At 36.4% G+C, this 23876-nt stretch carries 24 protein-coding genes, 1 other RNA gene and 2 pseudogenes; 15 read left to right on the top strand and 12 right to left on the bottom strand.

Annotation, left to right across the window (positions count from 1 at the left end; translation table 11 throughout):
- Positions 1–46: 46 nt before the first annotated feature.
- The 3 genes from RMB13_RS20550 (at position 47) to RMB13_RS20540 (ending at position 3636) form a co-directional block, all read left to right on the top strand.
- Positions 47–2473 carry a hypothetical protein gene (locus RMB13_RS20550; RefSeq protein WP_311086211.1) on the top strand — a complete coding sequence of 809 codons (2427 nt, stop codon included), beginning with the start codon at positions 47–49 and terminating at the stop codon, positions 2471–2473.
- Positions 2474–2625: 152 nt separating this feature from the next.
- A complete protein-coding gene (locus RMB13_RS20545; protein ID WP_311086210.1) occupies positions 2626–3015 on the top strand; it encodes a hypothetical protein in 390 nt (129 codons plus the stop codon).
- A 42-nt stretch (positions 3016–3057) separates the two neighbouring features.
- Entirely contained in the window at positions 3058–3636 is a 579-nt protein-coding gene (locus RMB13_RS20540; protein WP_311086209.1) for a glycoside hydrolase family 19 protein, read from the top strand.
- 109 nt (positions 3637–3745) lie between these two features.
- Here RMB13_RS20540 and RMB13_RS20535 read toward each other — a convergent pair whose 3' ends face one another.
- The 4 genes and pseudogenes from RMB13_RS20535 to RMB13_RS20520 all read right to left on the bottom strand — a co-directional run.
- Positions 3746–4270 (bottom strand): hypothetical protein, encoded by a 525-nt coding sequence (locus RMB13_RS20535; RefSeq protein WP_311086208.1) that lies wholly within the window; start codon positions 4268–4270, stop codon positions 3746–3748.
- A gap of 4 nt (positions 4271–4274) precedes the next feature.
- Positions 4275–5513 carry an AAA family ATPase gene (locus tag RMB13_RS20530; RefSeq protein WP_311086207.1) on the bottom strand — a complete coding sequence of 413 codons (1239 nt, stop codon included), beginning with the start codon at positions 5511–5513 and terminating at the stop codon, positions 4275–4277.
- Positions 5514–5680: 167 nt separating this feature from the next.
- A pseudogene (locus tag RMB13_RS20525) lies at positions 5681–6250 on the bottom strand (DUF4113 domain-containing protein); the annotation flags it as partial.
- Positions 6247–6363: pseudogene (locus tag RMB13_RS20520) on the bottom strand (integrase core domain-containing protein); the annotation flags it as partial. The pseudogenes RMB13_RS20520 and RMB13_RS20525, both read right to left, overlap by 4 nt.
- A 337-nt stretch (positions 6364–6700) precedes the next feature.
- Between RMB13_RS20520 and RMB13_RS20515 the strand changes: the two are divergent.
- Positions 6701–8515, top strand: a complete 1815-nt coding sequence (locus tag RMB13_RS20515; protein WP_311086206.1) for an NAD(P)-binding domain-containing protein — start codon at positions 6701–6703, stop codon at positions 8513–8515.
- Between the two features lie 208 nt (positions 8516–8723).
- The gene (locus RMB13_RS20510; RefSeq protein WP_311086205.1) at positions 8724–9371 is read left to right on the top strand and encodes a LysE family transporter; all 648 of its coding nucleotides are present in this window, start codon (positions 8724–8726) and stop codon (positions 9369–9371) included.
- A gap of 356 nt (positions 9372–9727) precedes the next feature.
- Here the strand turns inward: RMB13_RS20510 and RMB13_RS20505 are convergent, their stop codons facing one another.
- The 4 genes from RMB13_RS20505 to RMB13_RS20490 form a co-directional block, all read right to left on the bottom strand.
- Positions 9728–11080 (bottom strand): integrase family protein, encoded by a 1353-nt coding sequence (locus RMB13_RS20505; RefSeq protein WP_311086204.1) that lies wholly within the window; start codon positions 11078–11080, stop codon positions 9728–9730.
- A 148-nt stretch (positions 11081–11228) separates the two neighbouring features.
- Positions 11229–11412: non-coding RNA, 6S RNA (gene ssrS, locus RMB13_RS20500), on the bottom strand.
- A gap of 188 nt (positions 11413–11600) precedes the next feature.
- On the bottom strand, positions 11601–11885 hold the full coding sequence (locus RMB13_RS20495; RefSeq protein ID WP_003652859.1) for a cell division protein ZapA: 285 nt from the start codon (positions 11883–11885) through the stop codon (positions 11601–11603).
- Positions 11882–12442: a hypothetical protein gene (locus tag RMB13_RS20490; protein ID WP_003652857.1), complete on the bottom strand. Its 561-nt coding sequence runs from the start codon at positions 12440–12442 to the stop codon at positions 11882–11884. Before RMB13_RS20490 ends, RMB13_RS20495 begins: the two co-directional genes overlap by 4 nt.
- A gap of 64 nt (positions 12443–12506) precedes the next feature.
- Between RMB13_RS20490 and RMB13_RS20485 the strand changes: the two genes are divergently transcribed.
- The 5 genes from RMB13_RS20485 to RMB13_RS20465 all read left to right on the top strand — a co-directional run bounded on the left by RMB13_RS20485 (position 12507) and on the right by RMB13_RS20465 (position 17451).
- Complete coding sequence (locus RMB13_RS20485) at positions 12507–13136, top strand: UPF0149 family protein (protein ID WP_005042155.1); 630 nt, start codon at positions 12507–12509, stop codon at positions 13134–13136.
- Between the two features lie 67 nt (positions 13137–13203).
- On the top strand, positions 13204–14523 hold the full coding sequence (pepP, locus tag RMB13_RS20480) for a Xaa-Pro aminopeptidase (RefSeq protein WP_311086203.1): 1320 nt from the start codon (positions 13204–13206) through the stop codon (positions 14521–14523).
- A 31-nt stretch (positions 14524–14554) separates the two neighbouring features.
- Positions 14555–15763, top strand: coding sequence for a 2-octaprenyl-6-methoxyphenyl hydroxylase (gene ubiH, locus RMB13_RS20475; RefSeq protein WP_198496270.1), 1209 nt, complete (start codon positions 14555–14557; stop codon positions 15761–15763).
- The gene (locus RMB13_RS20470) at positions 15760–16992 is read left to right on the top strand and encodes an FAD-dependent monooxygenase (RefSeq protein ID WP_311086202.1); all 1233 of its coding nucleotides are present in this window, start codon (positions 15760–15762) and stop codon (positions 16990–16992) included. Before ubiH ends, RMB13_RS20470 begins: the two co-directional genes overlap by 4 nt.
- 207 nt (positions 16993–17199) lie before the next feature.
- Positions 17200–17451, top strand: a complete 252-nt coding sequence (locus RMB13_RS20465; protein WP_003652849.1) for a hypothetical protein — start codon at positions 17200–17202, stop codon at positions 17449–17451.
- Positions 17452–17511: 60 nt separating this feature from the next.
- Here RMB13_RS20465 and RMB13_RS20460 read toward each other — a convergent pair whose 3' ends face one another.
- Positions 17512–17913, bottom strand: coding sequence for a MerR family transcriptional regulator (locus RMB13_RS20460; RefSeq protein ID WP_311086201.1), 402 nt, complete (start codon positions 17911–17913; stop codon positions 17512–17514).
- A gap of 65 nt (positions 17914–17978) precedes the next feature.
- On the opposite strand from RMB13_RS20460, the gene RMB13_RS20455 reads away from it, so the two are divergent.
- Positions 17979–18620 carry a cation transporter gene (locus RMB13_RS20455; RefSeq protein ID WP_080026515.1) on the top strand — a complete coding sequence of 214 codons (642 nt, stop codon included), beginning with the start codon at positions 17979–17981 and terminating at the stop codon, positions 18618–18620.
- Positions 18621–18676: 56 nt separating this feature from the next.
- Here RMB13_RS20455 and RMB13_RS20450 read toward each other — a convergent pair whose 3' ends face one another.
- Positions 18677–19279 (bottom strand): LysE/ArgO family amino acid transporter, encoded by a 603-nt coding sequence (locus RMB13_RS20450; RefSeq protein WP_281835576.1) that lies wholly within the window; start codon positions 19277–19279, stop codon positions 18677–18679.
- Positions 19280–19384: 105 nt separating this feature from the next.
- Here RMB13_RS20450 and RMB13_RS20445 point away from each other — a divergent pair, with 105 nt between their 5' ends.
- The gene (locus RMB13_RS20445; protein WP_003652839.1) at positions 19385–20275 is read left to right on the top strand and encodes a LysR family transcriptional regulator ArgP; all 891 of its coding nucleotides are present in this window, start codon (positions 19385–19387) and stop codon (positions 20273–20275) included.
- 3 nt (positions 20276–20278) lie between these two features.
- Here the strand turns inward: RMB13_RS20445 and RMB13_RS20440 are convergent, their stop codons facing one another.
- Positions 20279–20665 (bottom strand): hemin receptor, encoded by a 387-nt coding sequence (locus RMB13_RS20440; RefSeq protein WP_311086200.1) that lies wholly within the window; start codon positions 20663–20665, stop codon positions 20279–20281.
- 90 nt (positions 20666–20755) lie between these two features.
- Positions 20756–21592, bottom strand: coding sequence for a 16S rRNA (cytidine(1402)-2'-O)-methyltransferase (gene rsmI, locus RMB13_RS20435; protein ID WP_003652836.1), 837 nt, complete (start codon positions 21590–21592; stop codon positions 20756–20758).
- Between the two features lie 209 nt (positions 21593–21801).
- Between rsmI and RMB13_RS20430 the strand changes: the two genes are divergently transcribed.
- The 3 genes from RMB13_RS20430 (at position 21802) to RMB13_RS20420 (ending at position 23855) form a co-directional block, all read left to right on the top strand.
- Positions 21802–22203, top strand: coding sequence for a YraN family protein (locus tag RMB13_RS20430; RefSeq protein ID WP_231763878.1), 402 nt, complete (start codon positions 21802–21804; stop codon positions 22201–22203).
- Positions 22204–22280: 77 nt separating this feature from the next.
- Positions 22281–22988: a BON domain-containing protein gene (locus tag RMB13_RS20425; RefSeq protein WP_003652832.1), complete on the top strand. Its 708-nt coding sequence runs from the start codon at positions 22281–22283 to the stop codon at positions 22986–22988.
- A 3-nt stretch (positions 22989–22991) separates the two neighbouring features.
- Entirely contained in the window at positions 22992–23855 is an 864-nt protein-coding gene (locus RMB13_RS20420; protein WP_004641862.1) for an alpha/beta hydrolase, read from the top strand.
- Positions 23856–23876 lie beyond the last annotated feature (21 nt).

Raw genomic sequence — 23876 nt, 5'->3', positions numbered from 1 at the left:
GAATAAATGACTTTAACCCTATTAATTTTAATTAAGGTAGCTAAGAATGGATGTTATAGAATCTATCAGTGAATTATTGAATATTCAAAATCCTGTAAATGGGCAAACTGTTTATGTGAAATCCTATTATTCAGGGCAAAGTCGAGGTGGTGGCCACTTTATTTATGATTCAGCAAAATCTACTCAAAATGATAGTGGAACTATATTCAATGGATGGGTTCGTCAGCTAGCAAGTAATGTGCTAAATCCCTACATGTTTGGAGCGTATGGTGATTTAGTGTTTACAACACCAGAGGTACTTGATTACGCATCTGGACATGATGACACCCAAGCGTTTAAGAACATGCTTAATATGAATAAATACGTTATTCATACAAATATCAGTAAAGCTATTTCCTCAAATATTTATAGTAAATATACATTTGAGATCCCACATGGTTCATATTACATCACAGATACATTGCCAATTAGAACAAATACAAAAATTGAGGGCAATAATTCCACATTATTCTTTAACCCAAGCTCAAAAAAGGATATGTGGTCAACTCCACGAGAAGAAATGGCGGCTGCCTATCAAATTAGCACAGGCTGGAATACGCAAACCATTGGCATGGTAGAAATTTCCAATTTGATCATGATTGGTAATGTTTCAAGAGTGTCTGATGCAACACTACATGCTGGAAAATGTCTTGATGGTGGTAACGCATACAAGTGGCGGCTTGAAAATCTAATTATTGAACGATTTGATAATGGTGTTTCATTATATGGTATTGATACCTCACCCTGGACAAATGGTAAACGTATAGGAAACTTTTATGAGAACGTTGTTGAAAACGTTGCAATCCAAGAATGTATCCAAGGCTTTTATAATACATCTAACGTATTACAAGCCTCTAATTTGACTGTTGGTGGAGGAAATATTGTAGGGGTTCAGCGTAAACATAAATTTGATTACATGGTTATCAATAAAGGTGCTGGCTCAAGCTTTAACGGCTTCAACATCGCCCCGCCTAATCAGCAGAATATGATTAATGCGCTAATATATGATGCTTGTCATGGGTCATATTGGGGTGGAGGATATTCTGAATGGTTCAATATCCTATTTGATCTTGAAATGCAAGAGCGTTTCGACGGTTTCAAGTTTGATGCTAGTCATCTATTTAAGCATCCTGAAGATATTTGTGTCCGCTTCGTTCCTAACACATATAGCACTTTCGATCCAGCCACAGGTGTTCGAACTCCAAGCCGACATTTTACAAGTGGTCGTCAAAATAACGAGTATTTAAATCATTCTGGCTTTGAGTTTGGCGCAGGTGCATCCCTGATTACCAATTTCTTTAAATTCTTTCCTCAAGCAGACTTTAAGTATGGCTTATATGGTTGTGCAGTATCGAGTAATGAATTGATATATGATGTCTTACGATATCAGTCAGTCCATACAGGCTTTACAACTAAATATGGAATCAGATTAATTAACCCTACAATTTCATCAATAGACATAGTTATTCCTATTAATACTCAATCAGTTCAAACAAAAGTTTGCATGTTGTATCGATCTATTTTAGGGAATTTTAATCATGCAAACTTAAAATCTAATGCCTGGGTTAACTCATCAAATGAACGTATTTCACTTGGTGAAGTGATGTATGACTATAATAATGGATGGAAAATGGCAGCATGTGAGATCACTTCTGAAAATGCGTCGGAGGGTAATGTTACTATTACTATTCCAGCAAATTCACAAGTTGAAATTGAACATATTGGAGCATACTCAGGTGGAGTCCCATTCATGCCAACATATGCTGATTATGAGCCAAGAGTTGGTGATTTAGGTAATGAATGGATTGTCAGTGATACTACTGGTGGTACATTTGAAACAAATGATGTATTTCGAGCACATTATAATACAGCAACAGCTTTTGTTTCAGATGGCTTAATTGTGTCAAGAGGACATACTCATTCATCTCGCTATAATATTGCGTCAAATGCTATATTAAATATTGTAGGTTTTAATGCAATTGATACGTCAACTTCAAATGTTGTAAGTCGGGTTGGTATTGGTTCTAGAATAACTTTGAACTCCTCACAATATGATGTTGTCGGTCGAGTTTATGAAAATGGTTCTTACTCTAAGAAGTTGATAGTTTCTGGTACGTCAGCTTTAACAACTGGTACCGTTTCTGTTCCTGTTGGTTTTATGCTTGCTCCATCAGTTAGAGATATTAACGCCATTGGTAGACGTAATGTTCCATACAGCAACACACTAGAAGCTAATGAAATTAAGTCAACGGATATAACACTAGAGCGTTCTACATTAGGAGCACCAGTAATAGTAGGTACAAGTCCTTCATTGGGCGCATCTAGTAGAATGTGGGCAGAAGTTATCTCAAATGGTAATGTTCGCTTGTATCATCAGAACTTGACTGCTGCTAGCCTAACCACAAACACAATCGTGACATTAAAGATTGTATGAGGAAAATCTTTGAGCTTACACTGTGAAAGCTTAAACAAACGGAGGAGCAGTTAACTTTAAGAACTTGCAACTCTATTCTTATCCAATAAATCATCAGCCCTTTGCTTAAAAGCTTAGGGCTTTTTTTATTATCTCATTTTCTGGAGAAATAAATGGAACCAGTTTCCACTAGCGGTTTAACTGCACTATTAAAATTTTATGGGGCGGCAATCATGATTACGCTGGCAATCGCATTAGTTGCAGCAGTTGTTTTAATGACACGTATGCCTCGCTCACCGAGAGAGTGGGCCGTAGGCTTGATTTGTACAGTTGTATCAAGCTTGGCAGGCGGTTCATTCATTATCGTGAAGTGGGGGCTTCATGAATGGGTTACTGATATTTGGGGGATGATTGCACTCGGTGGCTTCTTCTTTATTTGCGGTTTACCCGGATGGGCTCTAGTCCGGTGGATCTTTAACTTCATTGATAAACAGGAAGGTAAGACCATTATCGAAGTTATCCAAGAAGTTAAGAAAGCCAAAAGAGACATCGAAAACAGTTAATGCCGCCTTCGGGCGGTTTTTTATTACCTTAGGAAAAGAGAAATGAAATTTATCAATTTACAAAGAACACTTGGTGTTGCAATTGACGGGAAGATAGGGCGCGGCACTCTTACAGCCTTATTTAAGAAGCTAGGCGCAAATCAAAGCCGAGCTGAAGAACTGGCATTAGCAGCTAACGTACACTTCAAAGACTATGCGATTCTCTACAATGAGTTGCGCTTTGCTCACTTCATTGCACAGCTTGCACATGAATCGGGTAATTTTCGATATATGGAAGAAATCGCAAGTGGTGCAGCTTATGAAGGTCGTAAAGACTTGGGCAATATTATGGCTGGCGATGGAGTGCGTTTTAAAGGGCGTGGTCCCATCCAGTTGACTGGACGAGAAAACTATCAAAAATATGGTCGAGCATTGGGCATTGATTTTGAATCACACCCCGAACTTGTCGCTATTCCAAGTATTGGTTTACTGGTTGCCTGCAAATTTTGGGTTAACAATGGATTAAATGAACTTTCTGATCGAGATGATGTTTTGACTATCACGCGCCGTATCAATGGTGGTACAAATGGCTTAGATGATCGTAAAACCAATTTAGCTAAAATTAAAAGTTGGATGTCATGAAAGCTTTAATATTGCTGTGCATTCTGTTATCAGGATGCACAGCTCATACGATCAATAGTAATGTGAATATAGGCATTTGTGTAAAAGCCCTTTGATTAGGGCTTTTGTTTTAAGATGTTGGCAGTTTTTTGTAGGATGATTGCTTGTTTATATGAGTGCTAAGTTTATAAAATAATTCACTTTCCCAAAGCTTTAAATTTGGTATTTTTTCTATAATCTTTTTATGCATTTGATGTTCACGCAACATTTTGGTTTTGAACTCTTTTTGGTTTCTAATATCAAAAAGTTCTCTAAACTTTGATGAGCTAATATTATTACACTTCATTATTTCATCTTCAAAGTCAATATCTTGTTGTAAGAGTCTTAATTGATATCCATTATTTTCTAAATACTTTAAATTTTGAAGAAAATTATCTAATTTTGCTGGGAAGTTCTTTAATACATCTGTATCAAATATTATATAAAGCAAAAGTTTTTTCTTATTTGCTGGAAGCTTAATTGTTCTTGATCTTAATTTATTTAGAGGAATTTCACATAAATCTACCTTTTCAGCTTTACCTAAAAATGGAGATGACTTAATAAAAATCATCTCACATTCACCTTCAACCCAATAGATATTAATATCGTTTTTCATAATATTAATCTTCCATCATGAGCTCATCTATTAAATATGTGTCTGGCAAAGTACATAACACATCATTTTTAACATAATTAATAATAGATCGATCATTTTTATTAAAGTTGTCTTCAGCTTTAATAAAAATGGAATTATGATTGCTATCTCTTTTTATAAACAGATAACTATGTATAGGGAGATTCATATCTAAAATATCATAATTATGAGTAGTATAGAAAAATTGACTATATTTATTCATCTTTTCAATAATTAAAGCAATAATCGCCCTTTCAATTTCGGACTGAACATGTGACATGCCTTCGTCCAAGAAAAATGTACAACCATTTAGACCTTTAGAACTGATTATACTAGATATTAAACTAGCTATTTTTATAGCTTCATAAGTACCTAATGAAAGTAGATGCCTTTTGTCGGTAGAAATTTTCCCATCATTACTTATGTAAATTTTATCTTTATTATAAAAATTAATAAAGAAACCATTAGTTTCACTTTCGCCCTTTTCTAATGCTTCATTTACAGAAACAATACTTGGATCAAAAGTTTTTAATACAGCACTTAAAATTTCTTTACTATGAGATTCGTTAAATTTAAACTTAGAATCATCAGAAAGGTCGTTGTAAAGAAAATTCCATCCAATACTAAGTTCTAAATTATTAAAGATAAATAATGCATCTTTGAACCTAACACTAGAATAATCCTCATCATAATTACTTAAGTAAAATGATTCTCTACCTTTTAAAGAAAAATTTTCATCTAATTTTTCTAATAAATCTCTTAGTTTCTGTATATTGTCAGATTTTTTTATTTCAACGGCCTTATACGTAAAATGAAAACGACTTCTTTCTTTGTTTTCATTTGATAATACTTTAACTTTTAAAGAATGAATATAACTATAGTAATTCTCACCTATTACTGCAGGTTCTGTTGAAGGCGCTTTATCAATAAATTCAATATTAAAAACTAACTCGTTTTTATCTGGATGCATTCCTTCCTTAAAAAAGTGATTAACTTCTTTGTAATTAATAAAACTTCTTATAGCTACTAAAATTTTAGCCAAAGATGTTTTACCAGTTGCATTAGCTCCAGTTAAAATTACTACTCGTTTGTATCTTATATTTTCAAAATTTGGTAAATACTCATATGAAATTGTAGAATCATTAATTTTTCTTGAATAAGTTAAGTCAAGTTCACAATCAACAAAGCTATACCAATTGTCTACATATAGTTTAGTGATGATCATTTTTTTAAATTCCACTTTTTGGAATTTGTAATTATACACTATCTAGATAGAGAAAGTTTTATATTTCTATTGTCACACAAAAAACTCTTATCTTTTAGAAATATAAATATCAATACTTTAAAAGCAGGATATTAAAAGTTTATAAGAATTTAGTATTCTTCTATAAATTACTTAACAATTGTTAACTGATCCCATCTAAAAGGATTTCTACTCAATTTATCCCGCGACATCGACCAGTTTCGACCAGGAACAAAACACGGTCCGATTCCTAACTTCTTCTTTCCAAACTTGCTATGGATACCATCCATTGCCTGCATTAAACATTCCTTTTTCTCTATGTGCTTAAAGTCGGTTAAAAGGTCATAAGTATGTCCAGATTTGGGCTCAAGACCTGTTAGAACAACACCGCACTTCTTATATTTAATCCCTTCCTTATAGATTTCAGCCACCATCCTTGTCGCAGCGTTTGCAAAATCAATAGCGCAGTCCGTTGGTTCTGAAAAAGAGCCTGTAATAGATTTATTGTAAAACGGCATGTTAGGATCGAAAGGGTTTGACTGTACAAAAACAATCATGCATCCGCATAAAAGCTCTTCATCACGTAGCCTTTTACATGCATCTTGAGCATACATTGAGATAGCTTCTTTTAAGTCAGTTAGCTCAGTTACGCGACCGCCAAAAGATCGGCTGGCAACAATCTGCTTTTTTGACGGGGGAGTGTGCTCGATCTCAATGCATAATCTTGTACTTCATCCAAAGTATCAAATAAATGTTTGCTTAGCCAACTATAATGCATGGTTCGATTATAGCGCTCAATATACGCATTCTGCTGTGGTTTACATGGTTGAATATTTTACACTTTTAAATAAAAATATTTACTCATAATAAATCCTTACAAAAATATAGATTATAAATATAAAAATAAATGTATGCTTTTTGAGCAATTATTAGAAGTCTTTAATTTTGATTTAATAGATTGCAAGAAGTCTTAAAACTAATTAGTTTATAAAATTGATTAATGTTAAATATTTTAGATACAAATATTTTATTAATTAAAGTCTTATAAACACATTATATTTATTAATAAATTTTTAAAGAACTCTAATTTTGTAAATATATAAGGCACTTAGAGCTTATGTGAAGTGTAAAAATAATTGCTCATAACTTCCTAATAAGGAGATTTAATTGTGATCAAACATTATTCTAATATTATTGTTGGTGGTGGTCCTGCTGGACTTAATCTAGCGCTTGAGTTTGATAAGAGAGGTATTGATTATCTTTTACTTGAAGCTAGCCCAACAGTAGGAGGCCAGTGGGATAAATTACCCGTATGCGGACAACTAATTTCCCTTAATAAAAAATATGTGCCTGGAGATGCACATACTTATCGAATGCGCTACGATTGGCATACACTTAGTACTATAAGTGCTGAAGATGTAAAAAAAGATCCAAATTTATTGTTTACAGAATGGACTTCTGAACATTGGCCATCAGCAAGGACTTACAAAAAATATCTTCAATATGTTGCTAAAGCCATGGGTCTAATGCCCTCAATACTTACAAATTCAAGAGTTAGAAACATATCAAAAAAAGAAGGAAAATTTTTTATCAATGTATCAGATACACTGAGCTTTTCTGCTGATAGAATTTTTTGTGGTACTGGAAGATCAGAGCCTATTATTCCAGATATTAAAGGATTAACAGATGATACATATACTTTATATGAAAATTTTGATCCAGATACAGCAAATGTGAAATATAGAAATAAAATTGTAGCAGTACTTGGGCGCGGTAACTCTGCTTTTGAGATCGCACATTATTTAGTTGATATAACAGCTGAAACAAGAGTAATGACACGATCCTTACCAAAGTTTGCACGTCAAACACATAACGTACACGATATACGTGGACAAGTATCTGACGTTTTTGACTTGATGCAGTTAAAGTCAAATAACAATATTGTTAGTGACCGTATTGTTGAAGTGAGTCGAATTACAAGTGGTAAAGATGAGGGGAGATTGCTTATTCAATATGAAACACCTTGCCCCCATTGGAACCCTCCTCGTTGGCTGCGGAGGACAGGTATTATTGATGAAATAATTATATGTTGTGGTTTTAACTACACAATGTCCGACATTTTTGACATGGAGACAGTTAAGCCTGAATGCGATGAAAGAGATAAATATTGTTTGCTCAGTTCATCGTGGGAATCAGTTAATATACCTAATTTATATTTTATTGGTGCTCCAACTCGTATTAATGATCCTGATGCTGCTTCAGGCTTTGTTCATGGATTTAGATGCAATATTCAGGCATTAGGACATATTATTGCAGAATTATACCATGACATGCCTTTAAAGCCTGTCTTTGAATGTGAAATATCTATCAATAATCCCTCAGATGGAATTGACTCGCTCTCTACATTCTTGGTAGGAATGGTTAGTACTACAATGCCTTTATTCGAACTTTACAGCTATTTTGGAAGTATGATCACCTTTGAGAAAAAGGATACTGAAAATTATTTAGCTCAAGTTTGGCCGGCATTTCCTCGTAAATACAACCAAGAGCGATGGAAGGGCGTTAATAAACGGATTGAAGTTGTTTTTGAGTATGGCTTTTCTCGTTATGGCAATGGAGAAATTCCTACACATTATTTTACGCTTCCAGCTGATCACTTTGATACATCAAAAAGCGCATACATCCACCCAGTTTTTCATGTATATCACAATGAAGTTGAGCTAGAAGAATTTCACATGCAAGAAAGTCTCATAGGACGTTGGGATCTAGATGATTATGTGGATAAAGAGACTAATGTTGACCAATATAAGAATGTGGCATTTAATGCATGTTCTTGTGCTCTTGGGTTGGAAATACGGAGAAGTATATTACCAGTTTATGAAGAGTTTATAGACGAATGCTACCCTCTAATGACAGCAGATGAAATTTCTGAAGCGCTAAGTATTCAGCCAACATTAGCACTGTTATCAGATACTTCACAATAACAGGTAAGAAGTTGATATTAAGCATTATATATCAATTTCTTAAGAAAATTCTTGTGCTGTGATATCCGCTATCGCAGCATTAAGTTTAGAGAGTCTTAACAAATAACATTTTTGATTAAAATAAATTCTAGAAGTGGGAATTTTAGCTGAAGATAGATTCACACATATTTTATAGTTTTAACAGGTTAATAATAGAGGATTAGGCTTAATGATAATTCATACTCCATCTAGTGGTTTAGTAGGATTGATCATCACTAGTTCCATACTTATCGCTATTCCTGGTCCAAGTATTATGTTCTTTATCAGTCAAGTCTTAACAGAAGGGAGAAGTAATGCATTACGAAGTGTTATAGGAAATGCTATAGGCATGTTTTGTGTTGCAGTTATTTTATCCTTGGGAATTGGTTCGCTGATTTTAAAGTCGAATATTATTTTGTCTGGAATTAAGATATTAGGAGTAATCATACTTTTATTGATTGGTATTCAGTATATTAAGGCATCTTCTAAAGCAATCACATCTAATACCAGATCAGATTCAAAAAATAGTCAGAAGTCTGTGACAGCGGGGATAATCGTTGGAATGACTAACCCCAAAGCTTTCATTATGTTTGGAGTAATTGTTCCGAGTTTTTTAAGTGATGATTTTGTTAATCCAACTTATAGTTTAATGATTTACTCGCTTGTACCTATAATATTAGGTATCTTTATTGATTGTATATGGGTAGCTGTTGCTCATATCATCAGTAGCCGTTTTTTTTCCAATACTGAAGGTATGAGAACAGTGAATCTTGTGGGTGGTATTTTAATTATCCTTATGGCTTTAATTTTGGCTTGGGAAACAATTTCTGATTTATAAAAATAAGGGTTGTAACTATCGTATGGGATTCAAACCACCTTAAACGTTTACAAGTTTTTAATTATTTATATCAACAGCTATTAGATTTTTACCAACCTTCATGATTGTCTTAAAAAATCTTGTGATTATACTCTAAAGAATTTATTCAGTAACGGGCTGAGTTGCGCAATGATATTTTTTGCAGTTCTGCGACATTGTGATTTTCGATTCTAATGAGGTCGCAACCTGCTTCTTTATAGAATGGTTCACCATACTTAATTGTGTGCTCGATATAAAAATAGACTCAATATTTCATTTGCTGATTCTCAAATTTTCATTAAGTGATTTAATATTTAGGATCACCTTAATCAGTCCAACTATTTACAATTTCTGCTTATAATAATATTGTTATGCTCAACCCATTTTTCTTTCATATACCTTATTGATTTTTGTTCAAAGTAGAATCTGTTTTTAATCAAAGCTTTTGAAACGTCAGATAACACAACATTTTCAATCATATTCATAGCTTTACGAAGATCATCAAATGTCACTTGGACATACCCATCGGTTACATCATTATCATCATCACCAACTGTGTGATTAATAAGTTTTTTAATTGTGTAACTACCTATCGCTAAGCTATTTGCGATTGTTCCGAAGGTTCTCCGCAAGTCATGAAATGTAAATTGAATGCCAGTTGCTTCAGTTATCGTATAACGAGCTTCACGTTTATCAACGATATGTGAATTAAGCGTATCACCAGCGAAAACGTATTTATTATTGCCAGCAAGTTTTTTTCGTTCTGCCAAAATATACCAAAGCATTTCTCCCATCGGTAGGAGAAGGTCTTCATGATTTTTGGGATCCTGAATTTTTATAGTTCCATATTTTAAGTCAACATTTGTCCATTCCATTGTTTCACCTTCTTCTCTGCGAAATCCGGTTAGGATCAACAGGAGTAAGAAGTCCTGATTTGTGTATGCACGATGATTTAAATTTTGGTTGCCTGACCACCAATTTGTACATACAGCAAGTGACCAGTCATGTATTTGGTCTGCTCGAATATACCCCTTACGGCGTTTTATCTTGTTCCATTTCTTCTCTTTATAAATAATGCCGACAGGGCTTTTTTCTATGATAATTTTTTCATCATTATCGTTATATAGAATTGAGGCATTGAAGTTGTAGACAGCTGATAAAAACTTCATTGCAAGATTTGCCTGCGCTAAACTTCGCACAGATAAATCCATATGCTTGTTTAAAGTCATTTTCTGAGAAATTTCAGTAATTTTGATGTTTTTCCAATCTTTAAAATAATCATTGGCACATCGGTCATAAGCATCAATCGTATTAGCACTTAGCTTTTTTTTACTTTTGTAGACTTCGTAAGCTTGTTCAAGCGTTGGTATTAATTCATTTGCTTCTTTTTCAGATTTAAAGTCATTCTTTAATTGTCTTTTTTGAGCAACTGGATCAATGCCCTGATGCATCATTAACAATATTTTTTTAGCTTCAGTACGTGCTTGCTCAAGAGTATATACACCATGTTTACCAATAGATTTCCTTTTGTTGCGGCCGTCTGGCATTCTCGTTTCAACAAAATAGGTTTTTGACTTAGTTGCAATTAAACCAAAACCAATAGTAACTGAGTCACGATAAAATTTACTTCCTGTTTCTTCGAGGGGAATGCTATCGATAAATGTTTTTGTAAGTTTATATCTTTGGCTCATGGTGATTTAAAAGTACGAAACGATACGCAGCAATATACCACAATATTTTTGAAGCCTACTATAAGCCTATTTTTGATTGATTTTGTTGAAAATAATAGGTTTTTAAATTGATGATTCTTGTCTTAAGTTGTTGTTTTTATAATTAAATAAATGCTCCGAAGATGCCGCTGCATGTGTCGTTACCCTGAACCCGATGAGTTCAAGGTGGAGGCGACGTATACTTGCTGGGTTTCCTACACGAAGGTAGGCATACACTCTAAATATACAGAACACATCCATAAGTTTAAGTATCGGCAGGGGAATAGACCCGCTGGCGAACATCCCAGAGACAGTTTAAGTATAACCGATCTGACCATGTTGGCAATCACCTAAACCTCTGGAACTGTAAACTTAGTTTGCGTTTGATGAAGCTTTGTACACTAACAAGCATAAAATAATTTTCAATTGTCCTAATAGTCTAAATAAAAAACACCTTGCATCTATTATTCATAGAGCAAGGCGTTTTTATATGGATAGTTTATTAAACAATTTGTTCAACATCATCCAAGATCGTTTGCAGTAAACGTTCACAGTGAGTGTATTCTTGCAAAGACTTATTAAGGCTCAGTACTTCTTGAGTCAGTTGTAGAGCAACCATAATGACCAGTTTATTGTGCTCAACACGTGGAGCACTACGACGCATCTCATTAAACTTTTCATTGAGAAGTTCTGCTGCACGTTCAAGTTCATCTTTTTTATCTAAAGTAGTCGCGAGTCTAAAGGTCTGCTCAATCAGCCTAAGCTCTACCATGACTTGTTCACTCATGATTGGGTCTCCTCACCAGTTTCAGCATTAGGATGGGCAAGCTGCTGAATTTCTTGAGCATGCTGATCTTGGGCAGTACCTAAAATTCCTAAACGTTGAATAATGGCTTCAACTTTTGATTTGGCAAGCTCATTTTTTTGTAACAAACGATCACGATCTTGTTGTAAATCATGAAGCTCTTGTTGGGTTTGACGCTGGTGGGCTTGTAACTTTTCTTTTGCAACACGTAATTCATTTCGTTCGGCAAGAATTTCTTGAAAACGATTTTTTAAATCAGTCGTACTTTTTTCTAATCGACTATAACGTTCAGCAAGTGTGTTAGCATCCTGATTCAATTGTTGAAATTGACCTTTTAACTGAGATAGTTGCTCAGTTACCGACTCAATTTCCTCTTGTTTTTTAGTGATAATACTATTTTTTTGCACAACTTGTGCGTGATGCTCTGTTTCAGCCAGTTCTTTAGCTTCTGAGAGTGCCGCATGTTCACTCTCTAAATGATGTAAGCGTGTTTTTAATACGCTAATATGCGCTTGTAGCCGCTGTAATTGTTCTAACATAACGAGGTCGCACAGAATTGCAATCAAAGGTAATATATACAAAGTATAGAGATTGGATAAACGAATGCAAGACGATATTTCAGGCTGGACAGATTGGAACGCTCATTTTGAAGGAATTGAAGAAATTTCAAGCCCTAGTGAGTTACATGGTTTGTTAACAGGTATTGTTTGTGTGACAGAAGCGCCAACGCGTGAAGAATGGTCACAAATTTTAACAACCCTTAATGTGCCAGAGTTAAGTGAAGATGCTTTAGCACTATTAACTGATGAAGCAGAAGATGTCGTTCACGCTATATCTGATGATGAATTAGATTATTTACCAATGCTTCCTGATGATGAACACACGCTTCAAGAGCGTGTACAAGCATTATCAGATTGGTGTGCGGGTGTTGTATTAGGTTTTGGGTTGGCTTCGGGTCATATTCGTGATGATGAACGTGAGTTGATTGAGAACCTTCAAGATATTGCAGCGGTCGAATTTGAAGACTCTGATAATGATGAGGAAGGTGAAAGCAGTTACGAAGAATTGTATGAATTTGTACGCTTAATCCCTGTAAGCTTGTCTATTGGTAGAAAAAAAATCACTGTAGCTGACAGTTCTTTATTGAAAAACTTTCATGCAAAAATTAAATCTGCTGCTGTAGACACAGAACAAACTATTGTAGAAATGTTTACTCCACATCGCCCAAGCTAATTGAGGCGATGTGTTATTGGTTGTATTTTATTTTTTGACTTTAAAATTCTAAATCAAGTAGATCATTATGAAATTGCCTCAAGCTGATTTTCGACATCGTAGAGACCGTCTGGCAGAAAAAATGGGTCCAAACAGTATTGCAATTATTGCAACGCGTGAGGAAATGTACCGTAATCGTGATGCGGATTATAAATTCCGTGCCGATAGTAGTTTTTTCTATTTGACTGGCTTTGCTGAGTCTGAGGCAGTTGCTGTCATTGAAACTTTCGAGGACGATGACTATAGCTATAGTCTTTTTTGCCGTGAACGTAATCGTGAGATGGAAATCTGGAATGGTTACCGTGCAGGCATTGATGGTGCAATTGAAGATTATGACGCAGATGAAGCATATGCAATTGATTTACTTGATGAAGAGATTATTGAAAAGTTATTAAATAAAGAGCGTCTTTATTATCGGATTGGGCACAATGCTGCGTTTGATGCGCGAGTTTGCCAGTGGATTAAACAAGCAGATGCCGAGCACCGACATGAGAGCGCTCCAGCTCAATTGGTACAGCTCGACCGTATTGTCGATGAAATGCGTTTAGTTAAGTCACCACAAGAACTTGAGCTGATGCAAATTGCTGCAAATATTAGTGCTGAAGCGCATACGCGTGCGATGCAAATGGTACGTCCGGGCATGATGGAATATGCTCTTGAAGCTGAGCTGAATTATATATTTGGGCAAAACGGTTGTGTGCCTTCTTATAACAGTATTGTTGGTGGTGGTGCTAATGCTTGTATTTTGCACTATGTTGAAAATAATAAGCCACTCAAAGATGGCGATTTAGTCTTGATTGATGCAGCTTGTGAATATGAGTTTTATGCATCGGATATTACCCGTACTTTCCCAGTAAATGGCAAATTTAGTGCTGAACAAAAAGCCTTATATGAAGTTGTACTGGCTTCTCAATATGCAGCCATTGACGCAGTTCGTATTGGCAATTCTTACCGTGAACCTCATGAAGTTGCAGTCAAAATTTTAACTGAAGGCTTAGTTAATTTAGGTTTGCTCAAAGGTGATGTTAACGAACTTATCAAAACCGAAGCATACCGTCAGTTTTATATGCATGGCACAGGTCATTGGCTAGGTATGGATGTACATGATGTTGGATCTTACAAAAAAGGTGAAGACTGGCGTCAATATGAAGAGGGTATGGTTGTTACAGTTGAACCTGGTTTATACATTGCACCAGATGATGAAACTGTAGATGAAAAATGGCGTGGTATTGGTATTCGTATTGAAGATGATGTGGTCGCAACCTCAAAAGGTCCACGAGTTCTAACTGCCAATGTAGTTAAAGATATTGCAGATATTGAACATTTAATGGCGCAAGCTAAAGCATAATTAAACGTATTCGCCAAAGGAGCAAAACTCGATGCAACAACAAGTGATTATTGTAGGTGGGGGAATGGTGGGGTTGAGCCTTTCGCTCATGCTTGCGAAGGCTAATATTGCGGTAAAGCTATTAGAAGCCGTGAAATACCCGAACTATGATGATCAAAATGTTGCCCCTTACCATTCGAGTTTTGATGCGCGTAATACGGCTTTATCGCGTCGTAGTGTGCAAATTTATCAGAAGCTAGGGTTGTGGGATGCATTACAGCAACATGCGACTCCAATTTTACAAGTTCACATTACTGAGCAAGGCAGTTTTGGTAAAGCACGTTTAATAGCAGAACAAGAAAAAGTCGAAAGCTTTGGGCAGGTGATTGAGAATGCTTGGCTTGGTCGTGTTCTGTTAACTCAAGTGCGTCAGCAACCTTTGATTGAGCTAATTGATGGCGTACAGGTTACAGCTTTAACTCAAGATGCTGAACAAGTACATATTGAGGCTCAGCGTGGTGATGAAATCTTAAAGCTTGAGTCAAAATTATTAATTGCGGCTGATGGACGTGATTCTTTTTGTCGTCAGGCAATTGGCGTCGGTGTGGATGTTCATGATTATGATCAGGTTGCAATTGTCACTACGGTTCAGACATCGAAACCGCATGAGCATGTTGGTTTTGAGCGTTTTAGTGCATTAGGTCCTTTAGCTTTATTGCCTTTACCGGGTGAATATCGCCGTTCGGTTGTATGGCCTGTAAAAAAAGGCACCGAAAATGAATGGCTGGGCGATGAAAATGACCAACACTTCTTAAGTGCCTTGCAACAAACTTACGGTGACCGAGCGGGTAAATTTGAAAAAACGGGTAAACGTTTCAGCTATCCACTTTCACAAGTGCTTGCACATAAACAAGCTGTAGGTCGCGTTATTTTAATGGGTAATGCAGCGCATACAATTCATCCTGTTGCAGGACAGGGTTTTAATTTATGCCTACGTGATGCAGATGTTTTGGTGCGTTATTTAGTGAACCAGCTAAGCACTTCTGATGATTTGGGTAACCCTGATAATTTACTTGCCTATGAACAAGCTCGTTTATCAGATCAGCAGCGGGTGATTAAGTTCTGTGACACTGTAGTCCGTGGTTTTAGTAACCAAAATCCATTATTAAAATTAATTCGTAATACGGGATTAATTGCATTTGACGTCATTCCAGGTGTAAAACCGTTGGTGGCTAACTATGCAATGGGGTTAAAAGCATGAGTGAAGTGTTGGATGTCGTCATTGTTGGTGGTGGATTGGTTGGTGGTTTAACTGCTTTATTACTTGCGCAAGGTGGCGTACAACCCACAGTGCTTGATGCGGCTCCTGTACTTGATGTTGAGAAAACATTAAGTGTGATGAATCCACGTGTTTTAGCGCTTAGCCAAGCGACCATTCATTTGCTTAAAACGGTAAATGTTTGGGATGATCTTGCGCGTCAAATGCCTTATACGGGCATGCAAGTCTGGAATCTTAATGGTTATGGTGAAATTAATTTTGGCCATGAGTCCATACAAAGACCGATGCCGGAACAAGCGTTAGGTTCTATGGTTGAACCGAGTGTATTAAATGTTGCCATTCAACAAAAAATGTTAGAGCAATTAACAGATTACCGTACCCAAGTGCGTGTTACTCGTATTGAGCAGGGTGTTGGATGTTGGCATATTCAATTGGCAGATGGTACTACGCTTAAAACTAAACTGCTGATTGGTGCAGATGGCGCTAATTCATTTGTACGTGAACAGGCTTTTATTGACCTCGATGTACTGGATTACAAACAAGCAGCCATTAGCTGTGCCATTAAAACTGCAAAACCCCATCATTATGTTGCCCGTCAAATTTTCTTACCTACAGGACCTTTGGCATATTTACCTATGGCAAGTCTTGAAGAAACTGAAAACGGATACTGGCAATCAATTGTCTGGACACTACCAGATGATTATGCCGATGAATATTCAGCTTTAAACAATACTGCGTTTATGCAGCTTTTAACTCAAGAAAGCCAACACATGTTGGGTGAGGTGTTAGACGTTCGTTCCAGAGCACAATTCCCGCTGAAAGCTCGCGCTGCAAAACAATACGTAAAAGCAGGCTTAGCTTTGATTGGTGATGCCGCACATGTGATTCATCCACTTGCTGGACAAGGGGTAAATATTGGCTGTCTTGATGCAGCAGTACTGTGTGACGTGTTGCTTCACGATTTAAGCCGTGGTGTATGGGCACATGAACAAACTTTAATGCGCTATGAGCATCGCCGTAAAGGTCAGAATGACGCCATGATGCATAGCATGTCGGCAATTGGTTGGCTCGAAAGTAGTGAATTATTCCCAATAGTTTGGGCTCGCAATATGGGACTTAAGCAAGTTGAGCAGATTCCGGTTTTAAAAGATAAATTTATGCAACAAGCAAATGGTTTAGGGGCTTTACAAAGTACCCGCTATAGGCATTAAAATATTTACTGGGCCTATACTCTACTAAGCGAATTAAATGCCAGTAGATATTTTTTGAACAATCATTTATATATCATTACCAATTTGGTCATAAAAGATACGGAATTGACCAAATTGGCTCTTTGCTAAATGCAAAGAGGTTGCTAAATTTCTGAGGTCTTGGGACCATAGCAATGATGCAATAAAAATCATTCTGGGGAGTGTGAAATGTCAGATATCAATGATTATGAAGATGCAGAAGATTCTGCTGTAGATGAAGATGAAGCGAAAGCAGCAGAAAGCGGTGCAGCTGATGAAGAAGCAGGCAGTATGAGTGATACTGATCTTGCTGAGGCAGAAACGCTGACTGTCACTGCTAAACAGAAACAGCGCCAAGCGCTGGAAGATGAAATCGCTGCATTTTTAGCTCGGGGTGGGAGAATTACCGAAGTTCCTCCTGATGAACATAGCGACCATTAATCTTAAAAAAGCATCACATGAGTGGTGCTTTTTTATTTGTATGAATTTATCAAAATAGATTTAAAGAGAGCTTTGCAGTTCTTTTAAAATCCCACATTCATCTACTGTTCGATTGGTAGAGCAGTGCTGTTTTAAATCAATTAAAGATTCTTTTAAAAGTAATAATCGTTCAATTTTTTCGGATACTTCATTTAAGTATTTATCTACTAAATTATCAATTTTCGTACATGCCTGTTTAGGCTGAGTTTTCATTTCTTTTAACGTTTTAATATCACTGAGTGAAATATCTAATTCACGGCAATGTTTAATAAACAGTAGGTCGCTAAGTGTTTGCTCGGTGTAAACACGATAGTTATTTTCTGAACGTTGGATACGATCAAGTACACCTACTTTTTCGTAATAACGGATAGTATCAATTGGGACATCCGCTTTTTTTGATAATTGACCAATAGAAAGACTCATAAGGCTTGACTCTGGAGCTACTCAAGGGTTTTTAATGACTATAAAAGAGTTTTAGAGGAAATAAAATGGCTGGATGTGGTTGTGCTTCAACATGTTCTCCTTCAAAGAAGGTGAGTCCACGGTTTAGAAAAGCGCTATGGATTGCACTTATCGTTAATGCATTGATGTTCGTAGTGGAAATCTTGGGTGGTTACAAAGCCCAATCAGTTTCACTATGGGCAGATGCATTAGATTTTGCCGGAGATGCAGCAAACTATGCGTTATCGTTAGTTGTTCTTTCGATGAGCTTATATTGGAGGGCAACGGCGGCATTAATGAAAGGAATAACGATGACAGCTTTTGGCGTTTTTGTCATTGGAAAAGTGGTTTGGTCATATTTTCATGGTGTTCCACCTGAACCTATGGTGATGGGGGCAATTGGCGTGATGGCTTTAATTGCGAATGTTTCAGTCGCTCTGATGCTTTATGCGTTCCGTGATGGAGATGCCAATATGCGTTCTGTTTGGTTGTGCAGCAGAAACGATTCTATTGCCAATGTTGCTGTAATTTTAGCGGCGGTTGGGGTATTTGGAACAGGCAGTGTATTTCCCGATTTATTTGTTGCCTTTGTCATTGCCTACTTAGGTGTATCTTCTGGTTATGCTGTTATAAAGCAATCACAGCAAGAAAGAAAACAGTCAAAGCTGGTGTTGGGTTCTCAAGCATAATTTTGAGCACATAAAAAGTACCATTCAAACATGGTACTTTTTACTGTTTGAATGCATTAGATGAGAAGCGATATTGCGATACTCCACATGACAATACCGATAATGAAATCTAAAACTTTCCATGCTCTAGGATTGATAAATAATGGTTTTAATAATCTTGCGCCATAGCCCAAACTGAAAAAGAAAATCCAAGAGGCAACAATGCTACCCAAAGCAAAACTAACTTTGTCTTCTAGCTGGGTTGCAACTGAACCGATCAGAACGATGGTATCTAAATAGACATGTGGGTTAAGCCAAGTAAAGGCAAGACAGGTCACTAGGGCTTGAGTTAAAGTCTGTTTCTGGCTGCTATCAAGCTCCATGCTTTGAGTGGTTTTTAAGGCCGCATAGAATGCTTTCGCACCGTAGACGAATAAGAACGTTGCCCCTAAATATTTAGCGACCGTAATTAAAATTGGTGATGCTGTCATGATTTCGGCAAAACCTAATACACCAAAAGCGATTAGAATCGAGTCGGACAGCGCACAGATTAAACATAGCCAAAATACATACTGCTGTTTAAGCCCTTGTTTTAGAACAAAAGCATTTTGAGCGCCAATTGCTACAATTAGGCCACTACCAATACCGAAACCTTTAAAAAATATACTAAGAGAGAACATAACAGTAAGGTGAAAAAATCAGATGTGGGAATTATCTGACTTTTTATTAAAAAATAAGTAAAATTAAGAATATTTAGGTTTAGCTAAAAAAAATTTAGGTTTGATATGTTGGATAGCAAACAATGTGAAGCCTTTCTTGCAGTAGCAGAAATTGGAAGTTTTGATGCAGCAGGTGAGCATTTATATATTACTCCCTCGGCAGTATCCTTACGCGTGCAGGCTTTAGAAAAGTATTTAGGCCAAATTTTAATTATACGCGGACGCCCATGTGTACTCACGCAAGCTGGACAAACGCTACTACAGCATTTACGTCATACACGATTAATGGAGCAAAACTTATTACAAGGTTTGATGGGTAAATCATCTGAATCAGAGTTCTACAAAATTGCTCTGGCTTCAAATGCAGACTCATTAGCAACTTGGTTACTACCTACTATTCAGCAAACGCTTTTTAAAGAAAAAATAGTATTAGAACTAAAAATTGATGACCAATCGCATACACATACTTTATTAGAAACAGGACAAGTCAACGCATGTATCTCGGCAGAAGAGCAGGTCATGTCAGGCTGTTTAGCTCAACCACTCGGAAAAATGCGTTATAAAATGTTGGCTTCGGCTGAATTTGCTGCTGATTGGTTTAAACATGGCGTAACCAGAGAAACTTTAAGAAATGCACCAGCTGTAATTTTTAACCATAAAGATCTCATGCATTCAGAGGTATTACTGAAATATTATGGGTTGCCTTTGCAGAGCTATCCTTACAGTTTTATTCCAGCTACAGATGCCTTTGTGAAAGCGATTCAATTAGGTTTGGGATATGGCATGGTTCCTGAACTACAGGTGCAATCTTTGTTAACCAATGGAACTTTAGTGGATGTTATACCCGAAGCTGAGCTCGACATTCCATTATATTGGCACCATTGGAAAAGGCAGTCTAAACAGTTAGATGCACTGACAGAGACAATTGTGCAGTCAGCGAAACACATATTGAGATAGTCTTTACATCTTTCTTCTTAAATGAAGATTCGAAATATGCTGAATATAAAACTCTATATCTTGTTCTGAGTAACCTAAAAGCTGTCCAACTCTTCGTTCAAGTTCTATACATTTTTCAAAATTAGTTTCTTTAAATAAAGTTTCAATACATATCATGAGTTCATTTAAATCTGCTAAAGCTGCATCTTTATAGATCAGCATAATTGAAAAGGGTAAAGGCAGAGAGGTTTCAATATCTTTACTCAGTATAGATAAAGTACCTTGTTCGAGATGCTTTAAAAAACTGACGGGTAGGATTTCATAAAAATAAGCGATAGATTTCTCGCCTGAAAGTAATAATTCTAGCTCTTGCCCTTCATGAGGACCAAGTTTGCCAATTTGTTCAGTCATATCAATACTCTTATTCTTATATTTTATTATGCAAAATTAACGGATGGTGATGACAAATATTCTGTGTCATCACCATACTTAATTAAAAAATTACGATTGTGTTAACTCTAACGCACGTTGATAAGCGATTTTCTTCTTAATTCCTGTTAAATCGGCTGCAAGTTGAGACGCTGCTTTAACAGATAAGTCTTGGAGTAAGCGCTTTAAAAGCTCGTCTAGTTTTTCTTGCTCTAGATCTGTTTTTGCAGCTGCACCACCCACAACGACTACAATTTCACCTTTTTCTTGGTTATGGTCATTTTCAATGAAGCTGACTAAATCTTTTAAGGTCATTTTTTTGATGGTTTCAAAGGTTTTAGTAATTTCACGTGCAAACCCAACAGGACGGTCTTCACCAAATACTTGAGCCATATCTTTAATAGACTCTAAGATACGATGAGGTGCTTCATAAAAAATTAAGGTCTGTGTTTCGTTTTTTAGTTTTTCTAATTGAGAAATACGTTGTGAGGCTCTAGATGGAAGGAAACCTTCAAAGCTAAAACGATCACTCGGTAAACCTACAGCACTTAAAGCAGCAATCGCTGCACACGCACCCGGCACAGGAACGACTCTAATACCATGCTCTTGAGCAGCACGAACTAATTTAAACCCTGGGTCACTAATGAGCGGTGTACCTGCGTCACTAATTAAAGCAACGCTATCGCCAGCAAGTAGTTTTTGAACTAACTGCTCAATTTTATTGCTTTCATTGTGGTCATGACATGCAGTAAGTTGAGTCGATATATTATAGTGCTTAAATAATTGTGCTGATTGGCGAGTATCTTCGGCAGCTACAATAGAAACTGATTTTAAAATATCAATTGCACGGAAAGTCATATCATCTAAGTGCCCGATTGGGGTGGCTACTACAAATAACTGAGCACTCATTTGGTTTTACTCCGTACAGATAAACAATTTTAATGGGGTAGTTTACCCGAAATTATGATTTGGGCGTGAACAATGTCTGCCAGCTTGAGCTTTTCGAAAATGATCTGATTCTCATTTGTTCAATTTAGATCTGAGATAGCAGATGAATTTAAGAAAATAACTGACACATAAAAACATGTAGAGCTACTTTTTACTTTGGGGGAATAAAAATGTTATTAGCACAGCAGTTGGGGAAATGGGCAGAGCAAACTGCGTTAAACCTTTTACAAGCACAAAACTATGTGTGGGTCACAAGTAATTACCATTCACGCCGTGGCGAAGTTGATTTAATCGTCAAAAGAGGGCAAGAGTTAGTTTTTGTTGAAGTAAAAGCACGCACTATAGGAAATTATGGACAGGCTTGTGAAATGGTAACGTGGGCAAAACAGAAGAAAATTATCAAAACTGCGATGCGTTTTTTACAGCGCTATCCATCTTATCAGGATTTTTATTGTCGTTTTGATGTGATTTGTTTTGATTTTCCACAGAAAATTGCAAAAACAGTACAGCATGACTTTTCAAAATTCCATTATGATCTGCAATGGATCGAAAATGCATTTACTTTGGATTAAGAGTTCATTACTCTTTTGAGCAAATTTAAGTCTGATGCTTTATGATCAAGCCAAGAAATTGATAGGAGTCTGGTGGAGTGTTAAAACGTATTGCTGTAACAATGCTTTGTGTCGCAAGTTTATCAGGTTGCGCAAGTTTTATTTCTGGTGGAACAGGCACAGCTCCAGTGGGCACAGATAGCGGGGTCCGCAGTCTAGGCCAAGTATTCATTGACTCTTCAATTAAACGTACAGCTAATATCAACATTTATAAACTTGATCAACGTTTCAAGCAGTCACGTATTAATATCGAAAGCTTCCATAGTACAGTTTTATTAACTGGCCAAGTGCCAGACCCGTACTTGAAACAATTGGCAGAAGACAATCTTAAAGCCATGAGTGATGTGAAAGCTGTACATAACTATATTACGGTGGGTAACAAAGTTAGCTATAACACCATCATGCAAGATGCGGGTGTAACAGCAAATACGCGTGCTCTTTTAATGAAGGCACCTGTAGTTTCTGATAGTAAGGTTCTGGTACATACCGAAGACGGCGTACTTTATGTAATGGGACGTTTAAATACAGCTGAAATTAATGATTTAAATAGTGTCTTACAAAACGTCGGTAACGTTACCAAAATTGTCACTTTAATTGATAATGTTGATTTGGCACCTGCACCAGCTGCAAGTACGGGTAGTGCAACAACTACACCGATTATTAATAACGTCATTGCTCAACCAACAGTTCAAACACCTGTTGCAATTGATCCTGACCAAACAGATCCTGCTTCGACTGCACAGTAATATATGAATCTGATTGAACAACTACAAAGCAAAATTGAACAGGCGCGAACTCTCTATAAAGAGTTCCGCCTGTATGATTTGGGGAGTTTTGCTTTAAACCGTTTTACGCCAAAAGATGGTTTTGAACAGGTTCCAAATGTTCGTTATGGCCTAAAGCCTCGCCACCGTTTGGATGTTTACCGATCTGTTAAAAAGCTAACTCATCAGCCTCTTATTGTTTTTGTGCATGGCGGGGCTTGGCAGCATGGTAATAAACGAGATTATCTTTTTATTGGTGAGACATTTGCCAAAGAAGGTTATGACGTTGCTGTTATTAACTACCAGTTAGCACCTAAAAATATTTTCCCAAGTTTTGTTGATGACTTAACTCAGGCATTGAATTATTTGCATCAAAATCAGGGAAAACTGGAAATTTCTACAGAAAATATTGTACTTATGGGGCATTCGGCAGGGGCATTTAATGTGATGTCTGCTGTTTATCACCCTGATTCAACTAAAATTGAGTGTTTAGGGAAAATTAAGGCAATAATCGGTTTAGCTGGCCCATATCATTTTGACTATAAAGGTGATCCACTGGCCGAAGATGCTTTTGATCAAAGCACCTCTTATAAAGAAGTCATGCCATATTATTTCGTTAATCAAAATAATATTAAACATTACCTTTTGATGGCTGAAAATGATCAGATTGTAAAAAAACACAATACTTTAGATATGGATCAAGCGCTTAGAGAGAAGGGTAACCACAGCCATATCGCCGTGATTCCTAAAACTGGACATATTACAATTTTGGCCAGTCTCTCTAGTTTCATTAGTCATTATTTTAGGACTAAAAGAACTATTTTACATTTTCTTGAAGAAGTGTTTTAAACGAGAATATCGTTTAAAACA

This window comes from Acinetobacter sp. V102_4, from assembly GCF_031799005.1.
GTDB classification, from domain to species: domain Bacteria; phylum Pseudomonadota; class Gammaproteobacteria; order Pseudomonadales; family Moraxellaceae; genus Acinetobacter; species Acinetobacter calcoaceticus.
The sequence above is the reverse complement of the archived record's forward strand: the minus strand, read 5'-3'. Positions and strand labels throughout refer to the sequence as shown.

Bases quoted from the DNA above. Each gene is read 5' to 3' on its own strand.
- RMB13_RS20505 (WP_311086204.1), bottom strand. From the start codon at position 11,080: ATGAGCCAAAGATATAAACTTACAAAAACATTTATCGATAGCATTCCC.
- RMB13_RS20535 (WP_311086208.1), bottom strand. From the start codon at position 4,270: ATGAAAAACGATATTAATATCTATTGGGTTGAAGGTGAATGTGAGATG.
- RMB13_RS20470 (WP_311086202.1), top strand. From the start codon at position 15,760: ATGAGTGAAGTGTTGGATGTCGTCATTGTTGGTGGTGGATTGGTTGGT.
- RMB13_RS20440 (WP_311086200.1), bottom strand. From the start codon at position 20,665: ATGACTGAACAAATTGGCAAACTTGGTCCTCATGAAGGGCAAGAGCTA.
- RMB13_RS20420 (WP_004641862.1), top strand. From the start codon at position 22,992: ATGAATCTGATTGAACAACTACAAAGCAAAATTGAACAGGCGCGAACT.
- RMB13_RS20460 (WP_311086201.1), bottom strand. From the start codon at position 17,913: ATGAGTCTTTCTATTGGTCAATTATCAAAAAAAGCGGATGTCCCAATT.
- RMB13_RS20490 (WP_003652857.1), bottom strand. From the start codon at position 12,442: ATGTTAGAACAATTACAGCGGCTACAAGCGCATATTAGCGTATTAAAA.
- RMB13_RS20455 (WP_080026515.1), top strand. From the start codon at position 17,979: ATGGCTGGATGTGGTTGTGCTTCAACATGTTCTCCTTCAAAGAAGGTG.
- RMB13_RS20430 (WP_231763878.1), top strand. From the start codon at position 21,802: ATGTTATTAGCACAGCAGTTGGGGAAATGGGCAGAGCAAACTGCGTTA.
- RMB13_RS20485 (WP_005042155.1), top strand. From the start codon at position 12,507: ATGCAAGACGATATTTCAGGCTGGACAGATTGGAACGCTCATTTTGAA.
- RMB13_RS20450 (WP_281835576.1), bottom strand. From the start codon at position 19,279: ATGTTCTCTCTTAGTATATTTTTTAAAGGTTTCGGTATTGGTAGTGGC.
- RMB13_RS20465 (WP_003652849.1), top strand. From the start codon at position 17,200: ATGTCAGATATCAATGATTATGAAGATGCAGAAGATTCTGCTGTAGAT.
- RMB13_RS20510 (WP_311086205.1), top strand. From the start codon at position 8,724: ATGATAATTCATACTCCATCTAGTGGTTTAGTAGGATTGATCATCACT.
- pepP (WP_311086203.1), top strand. From the start codon at position 13,204: ATGAAATTGCCTCAAGCTGATTTTCGACATCGTAGAGACCGTCTGGCA.
- ubiH (WP_198496270.1), top strand. From the start codon at position 14,555: ATGCAACAACAAGTGATTATTGTAGGTGGGGGAATGGTGGGGTTGAGC.
- RMB13_RS20545 (WP_311086210.1), top strand. From the start codon at position 2,626: ATGGAACCAGTTTCCACTAGCGGTTTAACTGCACTATTAAAATTTTAT.
- RMB13_RS20445 (WP_003652839.1), top strand. From the start codon at position 19,385: ATGTTGGATAGCAAACAATGTGAAGCCTTTCTTGCAGTAGCAGAAATT.
- RMB13_RS20550 (WP_311086211.1), top strand. From the start codon at position 47: ATGGATGTTATAGAATCTATCAGTGAATTATTGAATATTCAAAATCCT.
- rsmI (WP_003652836.1), bottom strand. From the start codon at position 21,592: ATGAGTGCTCAGTTATTTGTAGTAGCCACCCCAATCGGGCACTTAGAT.
- RMB13_RS20495 (WP_003652859.1), bottom strand. From the start codon at position 11,885: ATGAGTGAACAAGTCATGGTAGAGCTTAGGCTGATTGAGCAGACCTTT.
- RMB13_RS20530 (WP_311086207.1), bottom strand. From the start codon at position 5,513: ATGATCATCACTAAACTATATGTAGACAATTGGTATAGCTTTGTTGAT.
- RMB13_RS20540 (WP_311086209.1), top strand. From the start codon at position 3,058: ATGAAATTTATCAATTTACAAAGAACACTTGGTGTTGCAATTGACGGG.